This window comes from Aurantimonas endophytica, assembly GCF_014196845.1.
GTDB classification, from domain to species: domain Bacteria; phylum Pseudomonadota; class Alphaproteobacteria; order Rhizobiales; family Rhizobiaceae; genus Aurantimonas; species Aurantimonas endophytica.
In genome coordinates this window covers 511,682-527,817 of record NZ_JACIEM010000005.1, presented here as the reverse complement: position 1 = coordinate 527,817, position 16,136 = coordinate 511,682, and the positions used below count along the sequence as shown (strand labels likewise).

The window sequence follows — 16,136 nt, the reverse complement described above, 5'->3', positions numbered from 1 at the left end:
CCACAGCTGACAATTTGTCCGACTGAACAGGGTTAATGCATTGCAAAAAATCGGTAAAATTGTACCTTGTTTCGACAGATGCGGGGGCGTGTGTGCCGATGAGTACGACTGACAACCGGTCGGGGCTTTTTGCCCTGAAGGTCTCCTCGTTACTGCAGGATCTCGAGTACGACCGCGTGGTCACGGACGAGCAGCGGGAGGCGGTCTACCGGTTGCGCTACGACTGTTACCTATCCGAAGCGGCCATAAGACCGAGCGAACACGCGCGTTTTACCGATCGGTTCGACGAACAGAGCAACGGCTTCCTGTTCGCTATCCGCCACGGCGGCAGGTTGATCAGCTCCATCCGGCTGCACATCGCAACGCCCGAATTTCCCGACACGCCGAGTACCACGGCCTTTTCCGACGTGTTGGGCGAGATCACCGGGCGTGGCGAGACCTTCGTCGATCCGACCCGCTTCGTCGTCGATCGCCGGGTCAGGGCTGCAACGGCGCTGATGCCCTATGCCACATTGCGGCTCGCCGCGATGGCTGCGGATCACTTCGACACCGACCACATCATCGCTACCGCCCGGCTGGAGCACACGCCCTTCTACCGCCGCATATTCCACCTGGAGCCGCGCACCCAGCCGCGCGACTATCTCGGCCTGGTCAAGCCGCTCTGCCTGATGTCGAACGATACGGAGACGATCCGGGAGAAGGTCTATACCCGCTTTCCGATCTTCTCCTCCGATCCGGAGGAGCGCGAAGCGCTGTTCGGCGTGTCACGCTCGACCGACTTCCTCAACCGGCACGCCATGCTGGCGAACGACAACATCGGTCGCTCGTTTCGGCGCTACCCGATACCGGTCGACCTTGCGGCGCAGGCTCCGGCACGAGCCAAGCTTCGCTTGGAAGATATCTGAGCCGACAGCAAGCGGGGCGGAGCGCCGCTCAGCTGGCGCGGAAGCCGCGATAGACGACCGCCAGCGGATCGACGACGGACGAGGCCTCGCTGGTCGCCATCTCGCCGAGCTCCCGGTGCAGCGGCGACTTGATGCAGGCCGGGTCGGTGTTGGCGGCATCGCCCGTCAGCGCCAGGGCCTGGCAGCGGCAACCGCCGAAATCCACATGCCGGCGCTCGCAGGACGTGCAGGGCTCCTTCATCCATCCCGTGCCGCGATAGGCCTCGAAGGCCGGCGAACCCGTCCAGATGTCGGCCAGCGAGTGATCGCGCACCGACCAGAACTCCAGATGCTTGATCGTCTCGGCGGCATGGCAGGGCAGCGCCCTTCCCGCCGGCGTGACGCTCAGCGTGCGAGCGCCCCAGCCGCCATTGCAGAGCTTGGGATAGCGCGCGTAGTAATCCGGGAACACCGCATCGATGACCAGCTGGCCCTTCAGCCGCTCGCGAGCTTCCTCGACCTCGACGATGGTCCGGTCGACGTCCTCGTGAGCCGGCATCAGCTGAGCGCGGTTCTTGAGGGCCCAGCCGTAATATTGCGTATGCGCGATCTCGAGCCGCCTTGCGCCGAACTCGACGGCCTTCTCGATCATCGCCGGCACCTGATGGATGTTCATCCGGTGGATGACGGCGTTGAGGGTCAGCGGAAAGCCGCGGGCGACGACGGCGCGCGCGAAGGCTTCCTTCTTCTCGAACCCGCCGCGGTAGCCGCCGACAAGCTCGGTGACTTCCGGGTTGGCGCCCTGCAGCGACAGCTGGATGTGGTCGCAGCCGGCCTCGAGCAGCGCGTCGAGCTTCTCGTCCGAGACGCCGATGCCGGAGGTGATGAGGTTGGTGTAGAGACCGACCTCGGCCGCATGACGGGTCAGCTCGACAATGTCGCGCCGCGCCGTCGGCTCGCCGCCGGAGAGATGGATGTGGATTACGCCGAGTTCGGCGGCCTCCGTGAATACCCGCTTCCAGGTCTCGGTGTCGAGTTCCGACGAACGCCCATCGAGTTGCAGCGGGTTCGAACAATAGGTGCAGCGCAGCGGACAGCGATGCGTCAGCTCCGCCAGGAGACCCAGCGGCGGCGGCGGCGCGGCACGGACTGCCGGTTCCGGGCGCCGGTCGAGCAAAGTCGCGCTCATAGCGTCACCATCTGCTTGTCGCGAAGGTCGAGCAGGAAACTCTCGACGTCCGGACGGATCGTCGTTTCGTCGGCGGCGAACACCTCGCCCAGCTGGCGCACGATGTCGCCGATCGAGGCCCTGCCGTCGACCCGCTGCAGGATCTCCCGGGCGACGCCGTCTGCATTGAATATCCGCTCGGGTCCCACGAGGATGAAGCCGCCGCGGATCTTGTCCTCGCGCAGCCGGACCCCGTGCGGCAGTTTCGGCACCGTATCGTCCGGCAGTTCGGTCATGTCGCGTCCGCCCTCATGCCGACGCCCGGCCGCCACGCGTCGGGCGGCGTCATCGCGGGCTCCACATAGGAGAAGTAGAGGGCGTCGAGTTGCGCCCAGAGCACCTCGCACTTGAAGCGCAACGCGTCCAGGACGGCCTGCTGGTCCTCCGGCCGGCGCGCATGGTCGAGGCAATAGGCGAGCGCAAAATCGGAGTCGCGCTTCGCCTGCACCGGCCGCTTGTCGAAATAGGCCAGGGTCTCAGCGGAGATGAAATCGTAATGCGCCAGCATGCCCTTGCTGCGGACGCCGATCACCGTCGGCGAAAACAGCTCGGTCAATGACGAAGCGATCGCCTCGAGCAGCGACTTTTCCCGAACGAAATGAACGTATGCATCCACGGCGAAACGCGTCGCCGGGAGAATTCCTTCGCCTGTTTCCACATAGGAGCGGTCGAGCCCAACCCCGTCGGTAAGGGCAATCCATTTCTCGATGCCGCCGCGCTGGGCCGGCTGGCCGTCCGATGCTTCCTGGCCGTCGTGGTCGATGATGCGCTGGCGCCATTCGCGTCGCAGCGCCGTCGTCTGCAGCCGCGCGAGGATCGAGGCGTCCTTCACCGGGATCTGCGACTGGTAGTAATAACGGTTGAGCGCCCAGGCCTGAACCTGAACCTTCGTGAGCTTGCCGTCCTGCAAGAGCTTCTGGAACGGGTGCAGGTGATGATAACGCTCGGCACCGATCTGCCGCAGCGCTGCTTCGAATTCCTGCCGATCCATCATCGCCTTCATGGCGCGATCTCTATGCCGTCGTGCGATACCCGCCATCCCGCCGCCTCGACTGCCTGCCGCTCGGCAGATCCGTCGATGAGGATCGGGTTGGTGTTGTTGATATGGATATAGGCACGCATGCCGATGCCCAAACCCTCGAACGCGTCGAGACTGCCGCCTTCTCCCGAGATCGGTACGTGCCCCATGCGCCGGCCGGTCTTTGCGCCGACGCCGGCTTGCGGCATTTCGTCATCCTCGAACACCGTGCCGTCGAACAGCAGCGCGTCGGCATTCCTGACGCGCTCTCGAAGGCTCTCGGTGACGGCGGCGCAGCCGGGTATGTAGAAGGCCGTCCGGCCGTGGGCCGTAAGGCGGACCCCGACGGTCATCTCGCCCTCCTCGCCGACATCGACGTCACCTTTTTCCAGGTAGAGCGGCACCTTTCCTGGCACGGAAAAGGCTTCGACTTCGAGACCGGCAACCGGCTCGAATGGCTTGCCGATCTCCACGGGCCGGCGTTCGACACAAGCCGGGTCGAGAACCGAAAACACGGGGTTCGACGCGATCACGTCGAGCACGCCGGTCGTTCCGTAGAGTTCGAAGTTCTGCTTTTCCCGCAAGGTCAGCAACCCGGCGACATGATCGACGTCGCCATTGGTGACCAGCACCGCGCCGAGGGGCGAGTGGCGGCGCTGCGCCTCGTCGGCGCCGGCCGCAGGCGAAATCGGCGGAGACCGCATGATCTGCTCGCGCAGGTCCGGGGACGCATTGAGAAGGAGCCAGTGCACGCCGTCGGCGCTCGCAGCAATCGACGACTGTGTCCGGGCGGCTACCCGGGGATCGCCGTCCCAATAGAGCCGGCAAACGCGACAGAGGCAGTTCCATTGGGGATAGCCGCCTCCCGCAGCAGAGCCCAATACAAAAAGCCGCAGGCGGGTCTCGACCCGCCCGCGGCTATCGATGCTTGTCGGCAATCAGAACTCGATCGGCATGTAACCGTTGATTTCCATTGCGACACAGACTTCCGTGATAACGGGCTTGTTCCAGGCCATATTTTCTCTCCCAAAGTTGAGGGCAACCGACAGGAGGCCGATCGCTCCTTTGGCACCCACAATACGCGAAGCTAGCAAAAGCCGTTCCCTTCTGGAAGGCGGGATCGCCCCTGGCGGCAAATCGGGAATGTTTCCCACGCCGCCCGACGATCCTGTCGACACACGTCCCGCCCGCATGCGACGAACCGATATGGACAAGCGACTCGATCCCGACGCCTTGGCGGACGGCGTGCGGCAGGGGAACCGCGCGGCGCTCAGCCGTGCGATCACCCTGGTCGAATCGACCCGCGCCGATCACCGCACCGCTGCGGCTGCCGTGCTCGACCGGCTCGCCGCCGACACCGGCCGGTCGATCCGGATCGGGTTGAGCGGCGTCCCCGGTGTCGGCAAGTCGACGCTGGTAGACGCCTTCGGCACGATGCTGACCGCCGAAGGCCACAAGGTCGCAGTGCTCGCTGTCGATCCGTCCTCGACTCGCACCGGTGGCTCGATCCTGGGCGACAAGACCCGCATGCCGCGATTGAGCGTCGATCCCTCGGCCTATATCCGCCCATCCCCCTCCTCCGGCACGCTGGGCGGCGTCGCGGCCCGGACCCGCGAGACGATGCTGCTCTGCGAAGCGGCCGGCTTCGACGTGGTGATCGTCGAGACGATGGGCGTCGGCCAGTCCGAAATCGTCGTTGCCGAGATGGTCGATCTGGTCCTCCTGCTGATGATCGCCGGCGGCGGGGACGAACTGCAGGGCATCAAGAAGGGCATACTGGAGATCGCCGACATCATCGCGATGAACAAGGCGGACGGCGACAATGCGGTGCGGGCGAAGTCGGCTGCCGCGGAAATCCGCGCGGCGCTCAACATCCTGACGCCCCGCTCCGCCGCCTGGCGGGTACCGGTCCTCACCGTGTCGGGGCTCAACGGCGCCGGCCTCGTGGGGCTATGGGACGAGATCCGTCGCTTTCGTGACATCCACACGGCGGACGGCAGCTTCGCTTCCCGCCGCGCCGACCAGCGTGTCCACTGGCTGAAGTCGGCTATCGACGACGGCATCAGGCGGCGCATCCTTGCCGACGACGGGATAAGGACCGCCCTGGAAGCCGGCGAGAGCGCGGTGCGAGCCGGCGAACGCGCGCCCACCGCCGTCGCCGAGGCGATCCTCGACCGGCTCGGCTTCGGCACGGACGCGCCGCCGCGCGACTGAGACCAGCCGAGGTGGCACGACCTGCCGGTCCGCCGGTTGTGGCTCGTAGCCGGGCGGAGTATTGCGAGGGACGCACGAGACCCGGCATCGCAAGTCGGCCGCCAAAGCAAGGAACGACGATGTCCCTGACCCGAGCCGACCGCACGCATCGCCTTGCCGTGCTGATCGACGCCGACAACGCCTCGGCGCGCATCGCCGACGGCCTGTTCGAGGAGATCGCCAAGATCGGCGAGGCCAGCGTCCGGCGCATCTATGGTGATTTTTCCAGCCCCCGCTCGAAGAGCTGGGCCGACATCCTGTCGCGCCACGCCATCATCCCGCAGCAGCAATTCGCCTATACGACCGGCAAGAACGCTTCGGACATCACGCTGGTCATCGACGCCATGGACCTGCTCCATAGTGGCCGCTTCGACGGCTTCTGCCTGGTGTCGTCGGACAGCGACTTCACCCGCCTCGCCGCCCGCATCCGCGAGCAGGGCGTCGACGTCTACGGCTTCGGCGAGCAGAAGACGCCGGAGAGCTTCCGCCAGGCCTGCCGGCGCTTCATCTACACCGAAAACCTCCTGCCGCAGCGGATCACCGCGGAGAAGGACGACGGCAAGCCGGCACCGGCTCCCCTGGCCAAGCCGCAGCAGGCAGCCGATCTCCTGAAACGGGTGATCGACCAGATGGATACCGAGGACAACTGGGTGAATCTCGGCAGCTTCGGCAAGCAGCTCCTCAACATCGCGTCGGATTTCGATCCGCGCACCTACGGCTTCAAAAAGCTGAGCGACCTAGTTCGATCGACCGGGCTGTTCGACGTGGAAGATCCGGAAGGCGGCAGCGTCCGCATCCGGCTGAAGCCGGCTGCGCCTGCCCGCGGGCGGCGCACCGCGAGCGCCGGTGCGGCGACGAGCCGCAAGAGCGAGACACCGAAAAGCGACTGGAGCTGAACGGCCGACGGCGGCGCTGCCGGAAAGGCACGCCGGCTGGCGGGTAAAAGCACCTTGGGAGCGGCTAGGGAGAGCCTGTTCCACGACTCCGGCGGCTCATAAGCCGCTCCCGAGGCATGTCAGTAAGAAGCCGCTGGGCAGGACCCCGAACAACAGATCCTGTCGTCTAGGCGGCGGCGTGCTGAGGTGGTTCCATTGCTAACCTCCCGCTGCGTCAAGGACGCAAAGAGCAGCCTACGCCTGTTACGTCGCCCGTCAAGCGGTAATCACCGGCCACTTCGAAACGGACGGAACACGCGCCCCTCACGCGGGCATCGTTACCCGGATCTCGCCGACCTCGACCTTCTCCCAATTGCTCAGTGTCCGCCGTGCCAGTCCTTCGAACCTTCCTGCAAGCGCTGCGTCCTCGTCCCGCAAGGCAGTGGCGATCACCGCGGCGGCCAGCGCTTCGCTGGCGCGGGTCGCGCCGTCGTCGATCTTGAGCGCGAAGCCGAGACCGAGATCCGGCAAGGCGCCACAGAACACGCCCTCGACGCCGGTCTTGGCGAAGACGCGCCCCGGCGCGACGCCCATCAGCGTCTCGCAGAACCGTCCCGTACCGGACATTTCCCAGGGATGCGCCATGCAGGCGTCGATCAGGCTGCGCCCGGCTGCCGCCCGCTGCGGCGAGATGCCGTGGCCGCTGACGAGCTTGGCAAAACCGTGGGCGAAGCCCTTGAGCGGTGCAGCGAAGGTCGGGATCGAACAGCCATCGATGCCGCAGGCATCGACGGTCAGCGCCTGGCCGACGAGTTCCTCGATCACCGCCTTTGCCCGCAACTGCACGGGATGGTCGCGGCCGACATAGCCCCGCGTGTCCTCGCCGCGATGCACCGCCGTGCAGAGGAAGCCGGCATGCTTGCCCGAGCAATTGTTGTGGAGCGCCGTCGGCGTCTCGCCGCGACGGGCGAGGTCCCGGGCGACGGCGGCGTCGAACGGCCAGTGGCAGCCGCATTCCAGCGCCGAGGCATCGAGCCCCGCCTTTGCCAGCATCGCCGCCACCTGCCGGACGTGCCCCGTCTCGCCCGAATGCGAGGCGCAGGCGAGCGCGAGTTCGGCCGGCGACAGCTGGAACGCCGCGGCGGCACCCGTCTCGATCAGCGGGATCGCCTGGAAAACCTTGATCGTCGAGCGCGGGAACACCGGGCGATCGACATCGCCGGCGGAAGCGAGAAGGCGGCCCTCTCCGTCCATCAGCGCAAAGGCGCCGCGATGGAAGCTCTCGACCATCTCGCCTCGGGTCACTTCCACGAGAACCGGGTTTGCCATGTCCTACCTCGACCTTACACTCTCAGGATACGTGCCTCGCCCTACCAGCCCTCGCCCGCTTTCGCCACCTCGCCACCGAGACCGCCCCCTTGCTGAAACTGCTGCTCATCGTGATCGCGGGCGTCTATCTGCTGCCCGCCGCCCTCGCCGCGCTTCTGTGGTGGTCGGGCGACCACCCGTCCTCCTGGCGCCAGGCCGACTGGAGTTCGTCGCGCATTCTGCCGACGCCGCAGGACGGCTCGGACGCGGCACTGTACATTCTCGCTGCTCGTACCGGCGGCATGAAAGGCGCGGTATCGGAGCACTCCTGGATCGTGGTCAAGGACAAGGATGCCAGCGCCTACGAGCGCTGGGACAAGGTCGGCTGGGGCATCCCGATCCGCCACAACCACCGGCCCGCCGATGGTCTCTGGTACTCGAATGTGCCGAAGATCATCGTGGGAGTGACCGGCGCGCAGGCCGAGCGGCTGATCCCGCAGGTGCGCGCGGCGATTGCCGCCTATCCCTTCGCGGAGGCCGGCGGCTACACGATGTTTCCCGGCCCGAACTCCAACAGCTTCGTCGCGCATGTGATGCGGGCGGTGCCGGGCATCGATGCGAGCCTGCCGGTTGCCGCGGTCGGACGGGATTACCCCTCTGACGGCCGGCTCGTCGTGCTCGATACGGAGCGTGGGGAGATCCGGCTGTCGCTCTGGGGCTATGCCGGCGTCGTCGTCGGCTGGAAATCCGGCCTCGAAGTGAACCTGCTCGGTCTCGTCGCAGGTGTCGATCCGCGCCATCTGGCGGTCAAGGTGCCGGCCTTCGGCACCTATTCGCTGCTCGGCGCCTGACGGCTCTCCGATCAGCGATGCTCGCCGGCAAAGGCGGCAATTTCCGCCTCCGCCTCCGGACCCCAGAGATCGAGCGCCTTGAGGATCTCGGTCGTGAAGCTCACCGGGGAACTGCCCGGAGCGGTTATCACCCTGCCGTCGGATACAGCCCGCGGCTGGTCGCGGTAATAGGCCTCGCCGCTATAGGCGGCCTGTTCGCGGTGGGCCGACAGCGAATTGCCGGTATGAGCCACCCTGTCGAGCAGGCCGGTCGCCGCCAGCGCGCTTGCGGCAGCGCAGATGCCGCCCACCACCTTGCCGGCCGCGTGGAAGCTGCGCGCGAGCGGGCCGAAATCCGGCGCCGTGCCGCTTTCCCAAGACAGCCCACCGGGAATGACGAGCGCGTCGAAGCTGGCCGGGTCGAGACCATCATAGCCAAGATCGGGCGTCACGTGCAGGCCACCCATCGAGCTGACCACGCTGCCATCCGGCGAAGCGGTCACGACGTCGACGCCGAGATAGGCGCGCGCCACCGCCATCAGCAGCGCACATTCCCAGTCGGCAAAGTCCGGCGTCAGGGCGATGGCGATACGTGTCATGGCGAACCTCCTTCGGGCGTACTGGCTGATTATGCCCGGCATCGGCATGGGTCGGAAAGTCCCGACCTGCCGAAGCTAGATCTCTGCCAGCGACAGGTTCCCGAGCAATTCCTCTGCTATCCGGGTCGCGGCACCGGCGGCCATGGCCATCTGCGGCAGCAGCATCCATTCCAACGTCCAGGCGGCACCCGAGCGCTCGTTCTCGTGAACCAGCGAATGATGCAGGCCGGAAACCAGCGTCGCGTTGAACCGCGCCAGCGTCACCAGCATCTCGGCGCCGACCGGGTTTTGCTTGTGCGCCATCGCCGACGAGGTGCCGCCGCCCTCGAGCCGTAATTCGCCGACCTCCGACTGCAGCGCCAGAGCGACGTCCTGGCCGAGCTTGCCGAGGGCGCCGGTGACCAGCGACAGCCAGTGGCCGAACTCGGCGATCCCGTCACGCTCGGTGTGCAGCGAGCCGGGCGCCGCAAACAGGCCGAGGGACGCCGCGACGCGATCTGCCACCGCATCGGCCTGCTCGCCGAGCTCGGCCCGGTCTCCGACGGCGCCGCCGAAGCGCAGCGCGAACGCACGTGGCGCGATTTGCTCGAGCCGCAGCCGGCAGCGCACCAGCGGATCGGCCCAGGACGACAGCTTGCGCTGGAACTGCGTCGGCCGCGCCGCCTGCATGCGGGTATGAGCCATCACTTCGGCATCGCCGGCCTCGATGCCCCATTGCGCGAGGCGGTCGCCGAGCTGCGCCAGCCGCCGGTCGAGAACCAGCGACACGCCCATGAGGCGCATCGCCATCGAGGCATCGATGGCGTCCTGGCTGGTGGCGCCGTTATGCAATGCTTTGGCCGCCTCGGGATCGAGACTTGGCCGAATCTGCCGCAGCAGCCCTGGCATCACGACGCCGTCGCCGGCGGTACCGGCGCTCAGGTCGGCAAGGTCTGGCGCGAATTGACCGGCCACCTCCCGGATCGCCGCGGCAGCTCCCTCGCTTATGATGCCCTCGGCAGCCTCGGCCTCCGCCAGCGCCGTCTCGAAGGCGAGCAACGCCTCGATGTCGGCCGCAGCGGTGAAATAGGACGCCATCTCCTCGTCGCCGAGCAGGCCGGCGAGAAACGGATGCTCGAATACCGAGGCGGTCATGGGCGGGCCGTCGTGCCGAAGACCTTGTCGGCAAATCGTTCAACGAGCGCGGCCGTCACCTTGGGCTGCTCGATGCACGGCAGATGCCCGGCATTCTCGACGACGGCGAATTCGGCGGCCGGAATCAGGGCGGCGGTGGATCGGACGAGTTCCGGCGGCGTCGACCCGTCCTGGTCGCCGACGGCGCAGAGCACCGGCAGGCCGAGCCCGGCGACGTCCACCGAGTAGTCGGCGTCGCGCAACGCTGCGCTGCTGCCGAGATAGCCCTCGCGGGGCGTCCGCAGCAGCATGTTGGAATAGCCGACGAAGTCGGAATTCTCCGGACGGCGATACGCCGCCGTGAACCAGCGCGCCAGAATGCCGTCGGCGATGGCCGCAATCCCGTCGGCCTCGACTGCGGCAATCCGCTGGTTCCACAGCTCGTCCGTGCCGATCCGATGCGCGGTATCCATCAGGATCAGGCCGCGGGCGAGACCCGGATGACGATGGGCGAGACGCTGGGCGATCATCCCGCCGATCGACAGCCCGACGACCAGCGGATCGCGCAATTCCAGATGGTCGATCAGCGTCTTCAGGTCGTCGACATGGTCGTCCATGACGTAAGGCGGCGGGGTCGCTTCGGAGAGACCGTGGCCCCGCTTGTCGTAGCGCAGCACCGTGTACCGCTCCCCGAGTTCGGCGAGCAGCAGGTCCCAGATCCGGAAATCCGTGCCGAGCGAGTTGGCGAAGACGAGGGTCGGCCCGGGCCCACGGCGCTCCAGCCTGTAGTGCAGGACGATGCCGTTCACACGTTGGAATGCCATGGTTTCCTTCGCTCCCCTGTGCGGCGCGATCATAGGCACCCACGGGACAGATGAAAGGGCCGACCCGCGGCCCCGTCCGCACGGGTCTTTTCCACCCGCGGCAATCCTGCTAGCGGCAGGATGTGTCAGGGATGGACGGGAGGTCTGCCATGTTCCTCAGTTGCGGCGACTCTCTGTTCGATCTGTTTGCGCAGGATACGGACGACGTTGCCGAGATCCGCCTTGCCGGCCGCGTGGGCGGTTCGCCGCTGAATGTCGCCCTCGGCCTCGCCCGTCTGGGCCATCCCGTGGGATACTTCACCAAGATCTCGCGAGACCTGTTCGGCGCGCGCATCCGCGCCTTCATGGAACGGGAGTCGATCGACGGGCGCTTCCTCATTCCCACCGACCGCAACACCACGCTTGCGATGGTCTCGCTCGGCGACGACGGCTCGCCGGCCTACGCGTTCTACATCGATGGCACCGCCGACCGGTCGATCGAGACGGGCGAGGTGCCGGCGGAGCTGCCGGAGTCGGTCCGTGCCATCCATCTCGCCTCCTATTCGACCGTCACCGAACCGACGGCTTCCGCCCTTGCCCGGCTGGCGCGCCAGGAGCACGAACGGCGGTTCATCTCCTACGACCCCAATGTCCGCGCCTCGATCGAGCCCGACCTCGATGTCTGGCGGGCGAAAGTGGCGGAGCTCGTTCCCTTCGCGGCGTTGGTGAAGGCCAGCGAGGAGGATCTCGGCCTGCTCTATCCCGGCCGCAGTCTCGATTCGGTTCTCGACGATTGGCTGGCGGCGGGCGCCGGCATGGCGGTGCTGACGCTCGGCGAGCGCGGCGCGGTGGCGCGCACCAGCGCGGGTATCTCGGCATCGGCGGAGGGGCGCGCGGTTGCGGTCGTCGACACTGTCGGAGCGGGCGACACGTTTCAGGCGGCGCTGCTCGCAGGGCTCGCCGAGTCCCGCACCCTGTCACGCGAGGCGCTGCACGCCCTGGACCGCGACCGCCTCGCGGCGTTGCTCGAGCTGGCGGTCAAGGCTGCGGCGGTGACATGTTCGCGGCGCGGCGCCGACCTGCCGCGGCGCGCCGATCTGGGCCTGCCGCCGCTGTAGCGGCAGGAGCCCTTTTCATTTCGATGTCACAACGAAAAACCCCGCCGGATCAGGCGATCCGACGGGGTCCAACGATGCCGGGCTAGTACGCCCGGCTTGGCGCGAACGCCTTAGTTGAAGCGATACGAGGCCTTGGCCCAGATCGTGTGGAAGTCCAGGTCGTCGTCGTTCGACTCGGTGGTGAAGTTCAACTCGCTGTTGGCGTTGGTCGCCGTCACCGAGTAGTCGTTCGAGCCGAGGTTCGTGTAGAGATACTCGACACCGAACGAGATGTTCTGCGTCGCCATCACGTCGATACCACCACCGACCGTGTAGCCGACGTCGGCATCGTCGCCGTCTTCTTCGAAGGTGTAGCCAGCGAAGCCCGTGGCCGGCATGGAGCTGCTGCGGTCGTAGCCCGCATAAGCCAAGCCGCCCGTACCGTAGACCAGGATGCTGTCAAACGCATAACCGAGACGGGCGCGGACGGTGCCCATGTAGTCGAGTTCTTCGTTGAGCCCGAAATTGGCGGTACCGCCGCCGCCCGGGAGGACGACCGAGTAGTTCCGGTTGGTCTCGGCATCGATGTAGTTGATGTCGGCGACCGCGCCGAGAACGACGTTGTTGGCGAACTGGTGGTCGTAACCGATGTGCGCGCCGCCGATGAAGCCGGCGTTGTTGTCGTCGCCGCTGTCGAAGGTGCCGTCACCGAAGACGCCATCGTTGTCTGCGTCGAAGTCGACCGAGTCGCTGTCGCTGAACGCGACGCCGGCCTGGCCACCGATGTAGATGCCGGTCCAGGTCGCCGTGGTGGCGACGGGCTCGATCATCATCGGCGCCGGTGCCGGCGGCTCATCGTAGATCACGTCAGCGGCGAGCGCCGGGGTGACGAACGCCGTCGAGGCGAGAAGCAATGCAAAACGTTTCATGACTGAACTCCATTCTGTCGCCGGAGCGACTCTCTGTTTCGGACGCCAGACCTCGTGTCGTCCGAAATTCCGGACCCAGCTGTGCGGGTTCGGGAGTGGTTATGGGCCGGCTCCTTGCCCGAATAAGGGCAGGAATCTGTTCTCCTCCGCCGTGTTGCCGATGTGCAACGAGATGCTGATCGGCGCGGCGTCGTGAATGGTTTGTAACTGCAGATCGTTGATTGGGGTTTAAAATCCATGGTTTACGGAAACAATTTGGTGACGCTCGGCCTTAACGAAGGTGACCGGAATGTGGCGGAATTGCTTCCTACAGCGTCCTCGCCAGCCCTTGCCCGCGGAGCGCACAGACGGGCGAAAGATTGCGCATCTTGCGGGTGCCGACAGGCTTGCATGGCGCAGGCTCGTGCGGCGGAACGTCGCAAACATGCTCCCGCAATGATCACCACGGCTACCGCCTACGCCAAAGGAGGAGGCGAGGCAGCGTCCCGCGCCGTGGAGCGATTGCCATTGTTTAGAGCCGTTACATATGATGTCGCCGGTGAGGCTAATTGAGCTCGATGAGCGTCGGAGGAAACATGCGAATTTTGATGGTGGCTGCAGCCGCGGTGCTGGCGACGGCGAATGTGGCGGCAGCGCAGACGGTGGGCGATCCCGCAGCCGGCGAAAAGGTCTTCAACAAATGCCGGGCGTGCCACGCCGTCGGCGAAGGCGCAGCCAACAAGATCGGGCCTGAGCTGAACGGCATTATCGGCGAGAAGCCGGGCGCGGTCGAAGGCTACTCCTTCTCGGCCCCCTTCGTCGCATGGTCTGCCGACAAGACGGCCTGGAACGAGGAGCTGATGAGTGCGTGGCTCACCGACCCGCGGGCGGTGGTCAAGGGAACCAAGATGGTGTTTCCGGGCCTCAAGAAGCCCGAGGAACTGAGCAACGTGATCGCCTACCTCGCCACCTTCGACGAGTCGGGCGCGACGCGCGACCCGGCTGCGGCCCTGGCGGCAGCCGCCGGCCAGTAGGGCCCGGCGCGGTCGATCCGCATTCCGGCATCGATGAGTATCCCGACGGCCGCCGCGAGGCGGCCGTTTCCTATTCGGGCGCCGGCGTGGCGCCGGCTTGTGGGAGGGGTTTCGGAGGCAGGCCGGGCTTGCCCTCGTCTTCCCCGCCGAGAGCTTCCACCATCTCGGCGAGCTCGGGATAGAACCATTTCTCGCCCGGATAGCCTTCCAGCCGGGCAACTTCGCGCCCCGCATCGTCGACCAGCACGAAAGTTGGGGTGAAAACCGCGGGGGTGAGACCCTCGAGGCCACCGCGCCGGTCGACACGAATGTCGACGCGTCGCAGCGGCGCGATTCGCCCGTAGCGACTGTCGGCGTAGCCCGGCGCAATCTCCCGGTCGAAATTCCGGCAGAACGGGCAGCCGGCCTGCTCGAACATCAAGAGCTCGGCTGCCTCGGCCGAAGCGGGGAACGCGAGCAACAGCAGGCAGGCGCCGCCGTACAGGAAGCCGGAGCTCAGGCCGCGCCTTGCCGAAGGGTTTCGCATCGCCTCACCATAGCACCGCCCCCGCGCCGGCGGCAGCCTGAGGGGGCTCCGGACGCGTTCGGCGCCCGGAGCCCATCGATCAGGCGTAGAGGTCCATGACCTGGCCGAGGAGCTTGACCGCTTCGGCACGGGGACGCTGGAACGAGTTGCGCCCGATGATCGAGCCGTTGCCGCCGCCCTCGCGGATCGCGCGCACCTCCTCCAGCAATTCCTCGGTATTCTTCGCGGCGCCGCCGGAGAACACCACCAGCCGCTTGCCGGCAAAGGAGGCCTGCATCACGTGGCGCACCCTGTCGGCGGCTGTTGCCCGTGGGATGTCGTTGTCCTGGTAGGTGGCCTTGGCGGCATCGAGGTCGACGTGGTCGGTCGGAAGCTTCACCTTGATGATCGTCGCCCCCATCAGCGCCGCCATGTGGGCGCCATAGGCGATGATGTCGAGCCCGGTCTCACCCTCCTTGGTGACCTTGCCGCCGCGCGGATAGGACCACACGACCGTCATCAGGCCGCGCGACTTGGCCTGGAGGCTGAGGTCGCGCAGTTCCTCGATCATCTCGTAGGAGCTTTCCGAGCCCGGGTAGATGGTGAAGCCCACGCCGACGCAGCCGAGCCGCATCGCATCCTCGACCTTGCCGGTCATCGCCTGGTCGTTGCCCGAGACCAGGCCGTTGCCGCTGTTCAGCTTCAGGATGAGCGGCACCTCGCCGGCGAACGTGTCAGCGCCCTGCTCGAGCAGACCGAGAGGCGCGGCATAGCCCGATACGCCCGCTTCGATCGCCAGTTCGTAGAGGTAATGCGGGTCGTAGGCGGCCGGATTCGGCGCGAAGCTGCGGGCGGGGCCGTGCTCGAAGCCTTGGTCTACCGGGAGGATGACGACGCGGCCGGTACCGCCGAGGCGGCCGTGCATCAGCAGACGTGACAGGTTGGCCTTCAACCCGGGCGTCTCGCCCTCGTACCAGGACAGGATGTTACGGACGACCTCGGTTCTCAGCATATGTGTTTTCCTTGCCTCGGCCGCCTCCGGGGCAGCCTTCATGATAGGGTTCCGTTGTGGTGGCATGTCACCGTCTCGTCCAGACGCGTGGCCGTCTTCTGCCATATTAAAATCGGTTGAAGAGAACCGGCGGGCGCGAGGGTCGCCGGAATGTCTTGATCCCACGACTTGCGAGGACTCGGAACCATCGGGCGTCCAGCCGATTTCCGAATTGGAGGTGCGTCATAATGAAGGGCACGAAAGCCTTTCCCGAGGGATTTGGCGACGACACGGCATTGATGTTCGCCGGCAGCGCGGGCTTGCCCGTAGCAGGCGCAGACAAGCCCCCGTCGCCATCCACTGCCGAGACCGATCCACCCACCGACGAAGCGGCGCAGAGCGTTCCACCACCTCCTCCGTCTGTCGTGGAAAGCTACGAGCAGGCATGGACGCCAACCGTGAAGCTCGGCCGCCGCGGCTTTCATTTCCCTCCCCCGCGGGACAGCGCGGATGATACTGCGGACATCGCGGGCCGGCAGCCGCCGAGCGTGCTGATCCCGGCCGCCATCGTCGGCCTGATCCTCGCGGTCGCCACCTATTTCTTCAATTTCATCAACTGATGCCGTGACCCGATCTGCGGGGCTGGTATGCCGTCCTGGCATGGCCCTTCAGGCCGGTACCCCGTCAGGG

17 protein-coding genes and 1 pseudogene are annotated in these 16,136 nt (G+C 66.4%); 7 read left to right on the top strand and 11 right to left on the bottom strand.

Going from position 1 to position 16,136, the window contains the following annotated elements; translation table 11 throughout:
* Window positions 1-98 precede the first annotated feature (98 nt).
* Window positions 99-905, top strand: a complete 807-nt coding sequence (locus GGR03_RS20030; protein ID WP_183210529.1) for an N-acyl amino acid synthase FeeM domain-containing protein — start codon at window positions 99-101, stop codon at window positions 903-905.
* Window positions 906-933: 28 nt separating this feature from the next.
* On the opposite strand, the gene pqqE is transcribed toward GGR03_RS20030, so the two are convergent.
* From pqqE to pqqA, 4 genes and pseudogenes are all read right to left on the bottom strand, one after another.
* Window positions 934-2,073 carry a pyrroloquinoline quinone biosynthesis protein PqqE gene (pqqE, locus tag GGR03_RS20025; RefSeq protein WP_183210528.1) on the bottom strand — a complete coding sequence of 380 codons (1,140 nt, stop codon included), beginning with the start codon at window positions 2,071-2,073 and terminating at the stop codon, window positions 934-936.
* Window positions 2,070-3,151, bottom strand: a pseudogene (gene pqqC / locus GGR03_RS20015) (pyrroloquinoline-quinone synthase PqqC). The gene pqqE and the pseudogene pqqC overlap by 4 nt, the downstream one beginning before the upstream one ends.
* Window positions 3,112-4,026: a pyrroloquinoline quinone biosynthesis protein PqqB gene (pqqB, locus tag GGR03_RS20010; RefSeq protein WP_183210636.1), complete on the bottom strand. Its 915-nt coding sequence runs from the start codon at window positions 4,024-4,026 to the stop codon at window positions 3,112-3,114. Before pqqB ends, pqqC begins: the two are co-directional and overlap by 40 nt.
* A gap of 42 nt (window positions 4,027-4,068) precedes the next feature.
* Window positions 4,069-4,284, bottom strand: coding sequence for a pyrroloquinoline quinone precursor peptide PqqA (pqqA, locus tag GGR03_RS24825; protein WP_183210525.1), 216 nt, complete (start codon window positions 4,282-4,284; stop codon window positions 4,069-4,071).
* 52 nt (window positions 4,285-4,336) lie between these two features.
* Between pqqA and meaB the strand changes: the two genes are divergently transcribed.
* Entirely contained in the window at window positions 4,337-5,344 is a 1,008-nt protein-coding gene (gene meaB, locus GGR03_RS20000; RefSeq protein WP_183210524.1) for a methylmalonyl Co-A mutase-associated GTPase MeaB, read from the top strand.
* 119 nt (window positions 5,345-5,463) lie between these two features.
* Window positions 5,464-6,279 carry an NYN domain-containing protein gene (locus GGR03_RS19995; RefSeq protein ID WP_183210523.1) on the top strand — a complete coding sequence of 272 codons (816 nt, stop codon included), beginning with the start codon at window positions 5,464-5,466 and terminating at the stop codon, window positions 6,277-6,279.
* A 303-nt stretch (window positions 6,280-6,582) separates the two neighbouring features.
* Here GGR03_RS19995 and GGR03_RS19990 read toward each other — a convergent pair whose 3' ends face one another.
* Entirely contained in the window at window positions 6,583-7,587 is a 1,005-nt protein-coding gene (locus GGR03_RS19990; protein ID WP_183210522.1) for an asparaginase, read from the bottom strand.
* A gap of 89 nt (window positions 7,588-7,676) precedes the next feature.
* Between GGR03_RS19990 and GGR03_RS19985 the strand changes: the two genes are divergently transcribed.
* Entirely contained in the window at window positions 7,677-8,417 is a 741-nt protein-coding gene (locus GGR03_RS19985) for a DUF3750 domain-containing protein (RefSeq protein ID WP_183210521.1), read from the top strand.
* A gap of 11 nt (window positions 8,418-8,428) precedes the next feature.
* On the opposite strand, the gene GGR03_RS19980 is transcribed toward GGR03_RS19985, so the two are convergent.
* The 3 genes from GGR03_RS19980 to pcaD form a co-directional block, all read right to left on the bottom strand.
* Window positions 8,429-8,995: a DJ-1/PfpI family protein gene (locus GGR03_RS19980; protein WP_183210520.1), complete on the bottom strand. Its 567-nt coding sequence runs from the start codon at window positions 8,993-8,995 to the stop codon at window positions 8,429-8,431.
* A gap of 75 nt (window positions 8,996-9,070) precedes the next feature.
* Window positions 9,071-10,129: a 3-carboxy-cis,cis-muconate cycloisomerase gene (locus GGR03_RS19975; protein ID WP_183210519.1), complete on the bottom strand. Its 1,059-nt coding sequence runs from the start codon at window positions 10,127-10,129 to the stop codon at window positions 9,071-9,073.
* Window positions 10,126-10,932, bottom strand: a complete 807-nt coding sequence (gene pcaD, locus GGR03_RS19970; RefSeq protein WP_183210518.1) for a 3-oxoadipate enol-lactonase — start codon at window positions 10,930-10,932, stop codon at window positions 10,126-10,128. Before pcaD ends, GGR03_RS19975 begins: the two co-directional genes overlap by 4 nt.
* A gap of 149 nt (window positions 10,933-11,081) precedes the next feature.
* Here pcaD and GGR03_RS19965 point away from each other — a divergent pair, with 149 nt between their 5' ends.
* Window positions 11,082-12,029, top strand: a complete 948-nt coding sequence (locus GGR03_RS19965; protein WP_183210517.1) for a carbohydrate kinase family protein — start codon at window positions 11,082-11,084, stop codon at window positions 12,027-12,029.
* A gap of 110 nt (window positions 12,030-12,139) precedes the next feature.
* On the opposite strand, the gene GGR03_RS19960 is transcribed toward GGR03_RS19965, so the two are convergent.
* Window positions 12,140-12,937, bottom strand: a complete 798-nt coding sequence (locus tag GGR03_RS19960; RefSeq protein WP_183210516.1) for an outer membrane protein — start codon at window positions 12,935-12,937, stop codon at window positions 12,140-12,142.
* A 575-nt stretch (window positions 12,938-13,512) separates the two neighbouring features.
* Between GGR03_RS19960 and GGR03_RS19955 the strand changes: the two genes are divergently transcribed.
* Window positions 13,513-13,950, top strand: coding sequence for a c-type cytochrome (locus tag GGR03_RS19955; RefSeq protein ID WP_183210515.1), 438 nt, complete (start codon window positions 13,513-13,515; stop codon window positions 13,948-13,950).
* 70 nt (window positions 13,951-14,020) lie between these two features.
* On the opposite strand, the gene GGR03_RS19950 is transcribed toward GGR03_RS19955, so the two are convergent.
* The gene (locus GGR03_RS19950; protein WP_335630412.1) at window positions 14,021-14,476 is read right to left on the bottom strand and encodes a thioredoxin family protein; all 456 of its coding nucleotides are present in this window, start codon (window positions 14,474-14,476) and stop codon (window positions 14,021-14,023) included.
* A 79-nt stretch (window positions 14,477-14,555) separates the two neighbouring features.
* Window positions 14,556-15,467 (bottom strand): class I fructose-bisphosphate aldolase, encoded by a 912-nt coding sequence (locus tag GGR03_RS19945; RefSeq protein ID WP_183210514.1) that lies wholly within the window; start codon window positions 15,465-15,467, stop codon window positions 14,556-14,558.
* A gap of 227 nt (window positions 15,468-15,694) precedes the next feature.
* On the opposite strand from GGR03_RS19945, the gene GGR03_RS19940 reads away from it, so the two are divergent.
* Window positions 15,695-16,066: a hypothetical protein gene (locus GGR03_RS19940; protein ID WP_183210513.1), complete on the top strand. Its 372-nt coding sequence runs from the start codon at window positions 15,695-15,697 to the stop codon at window positions 16,064-16,066.
* Window positions 16,067-16,136: the final 70 nt, after the last annotated feature.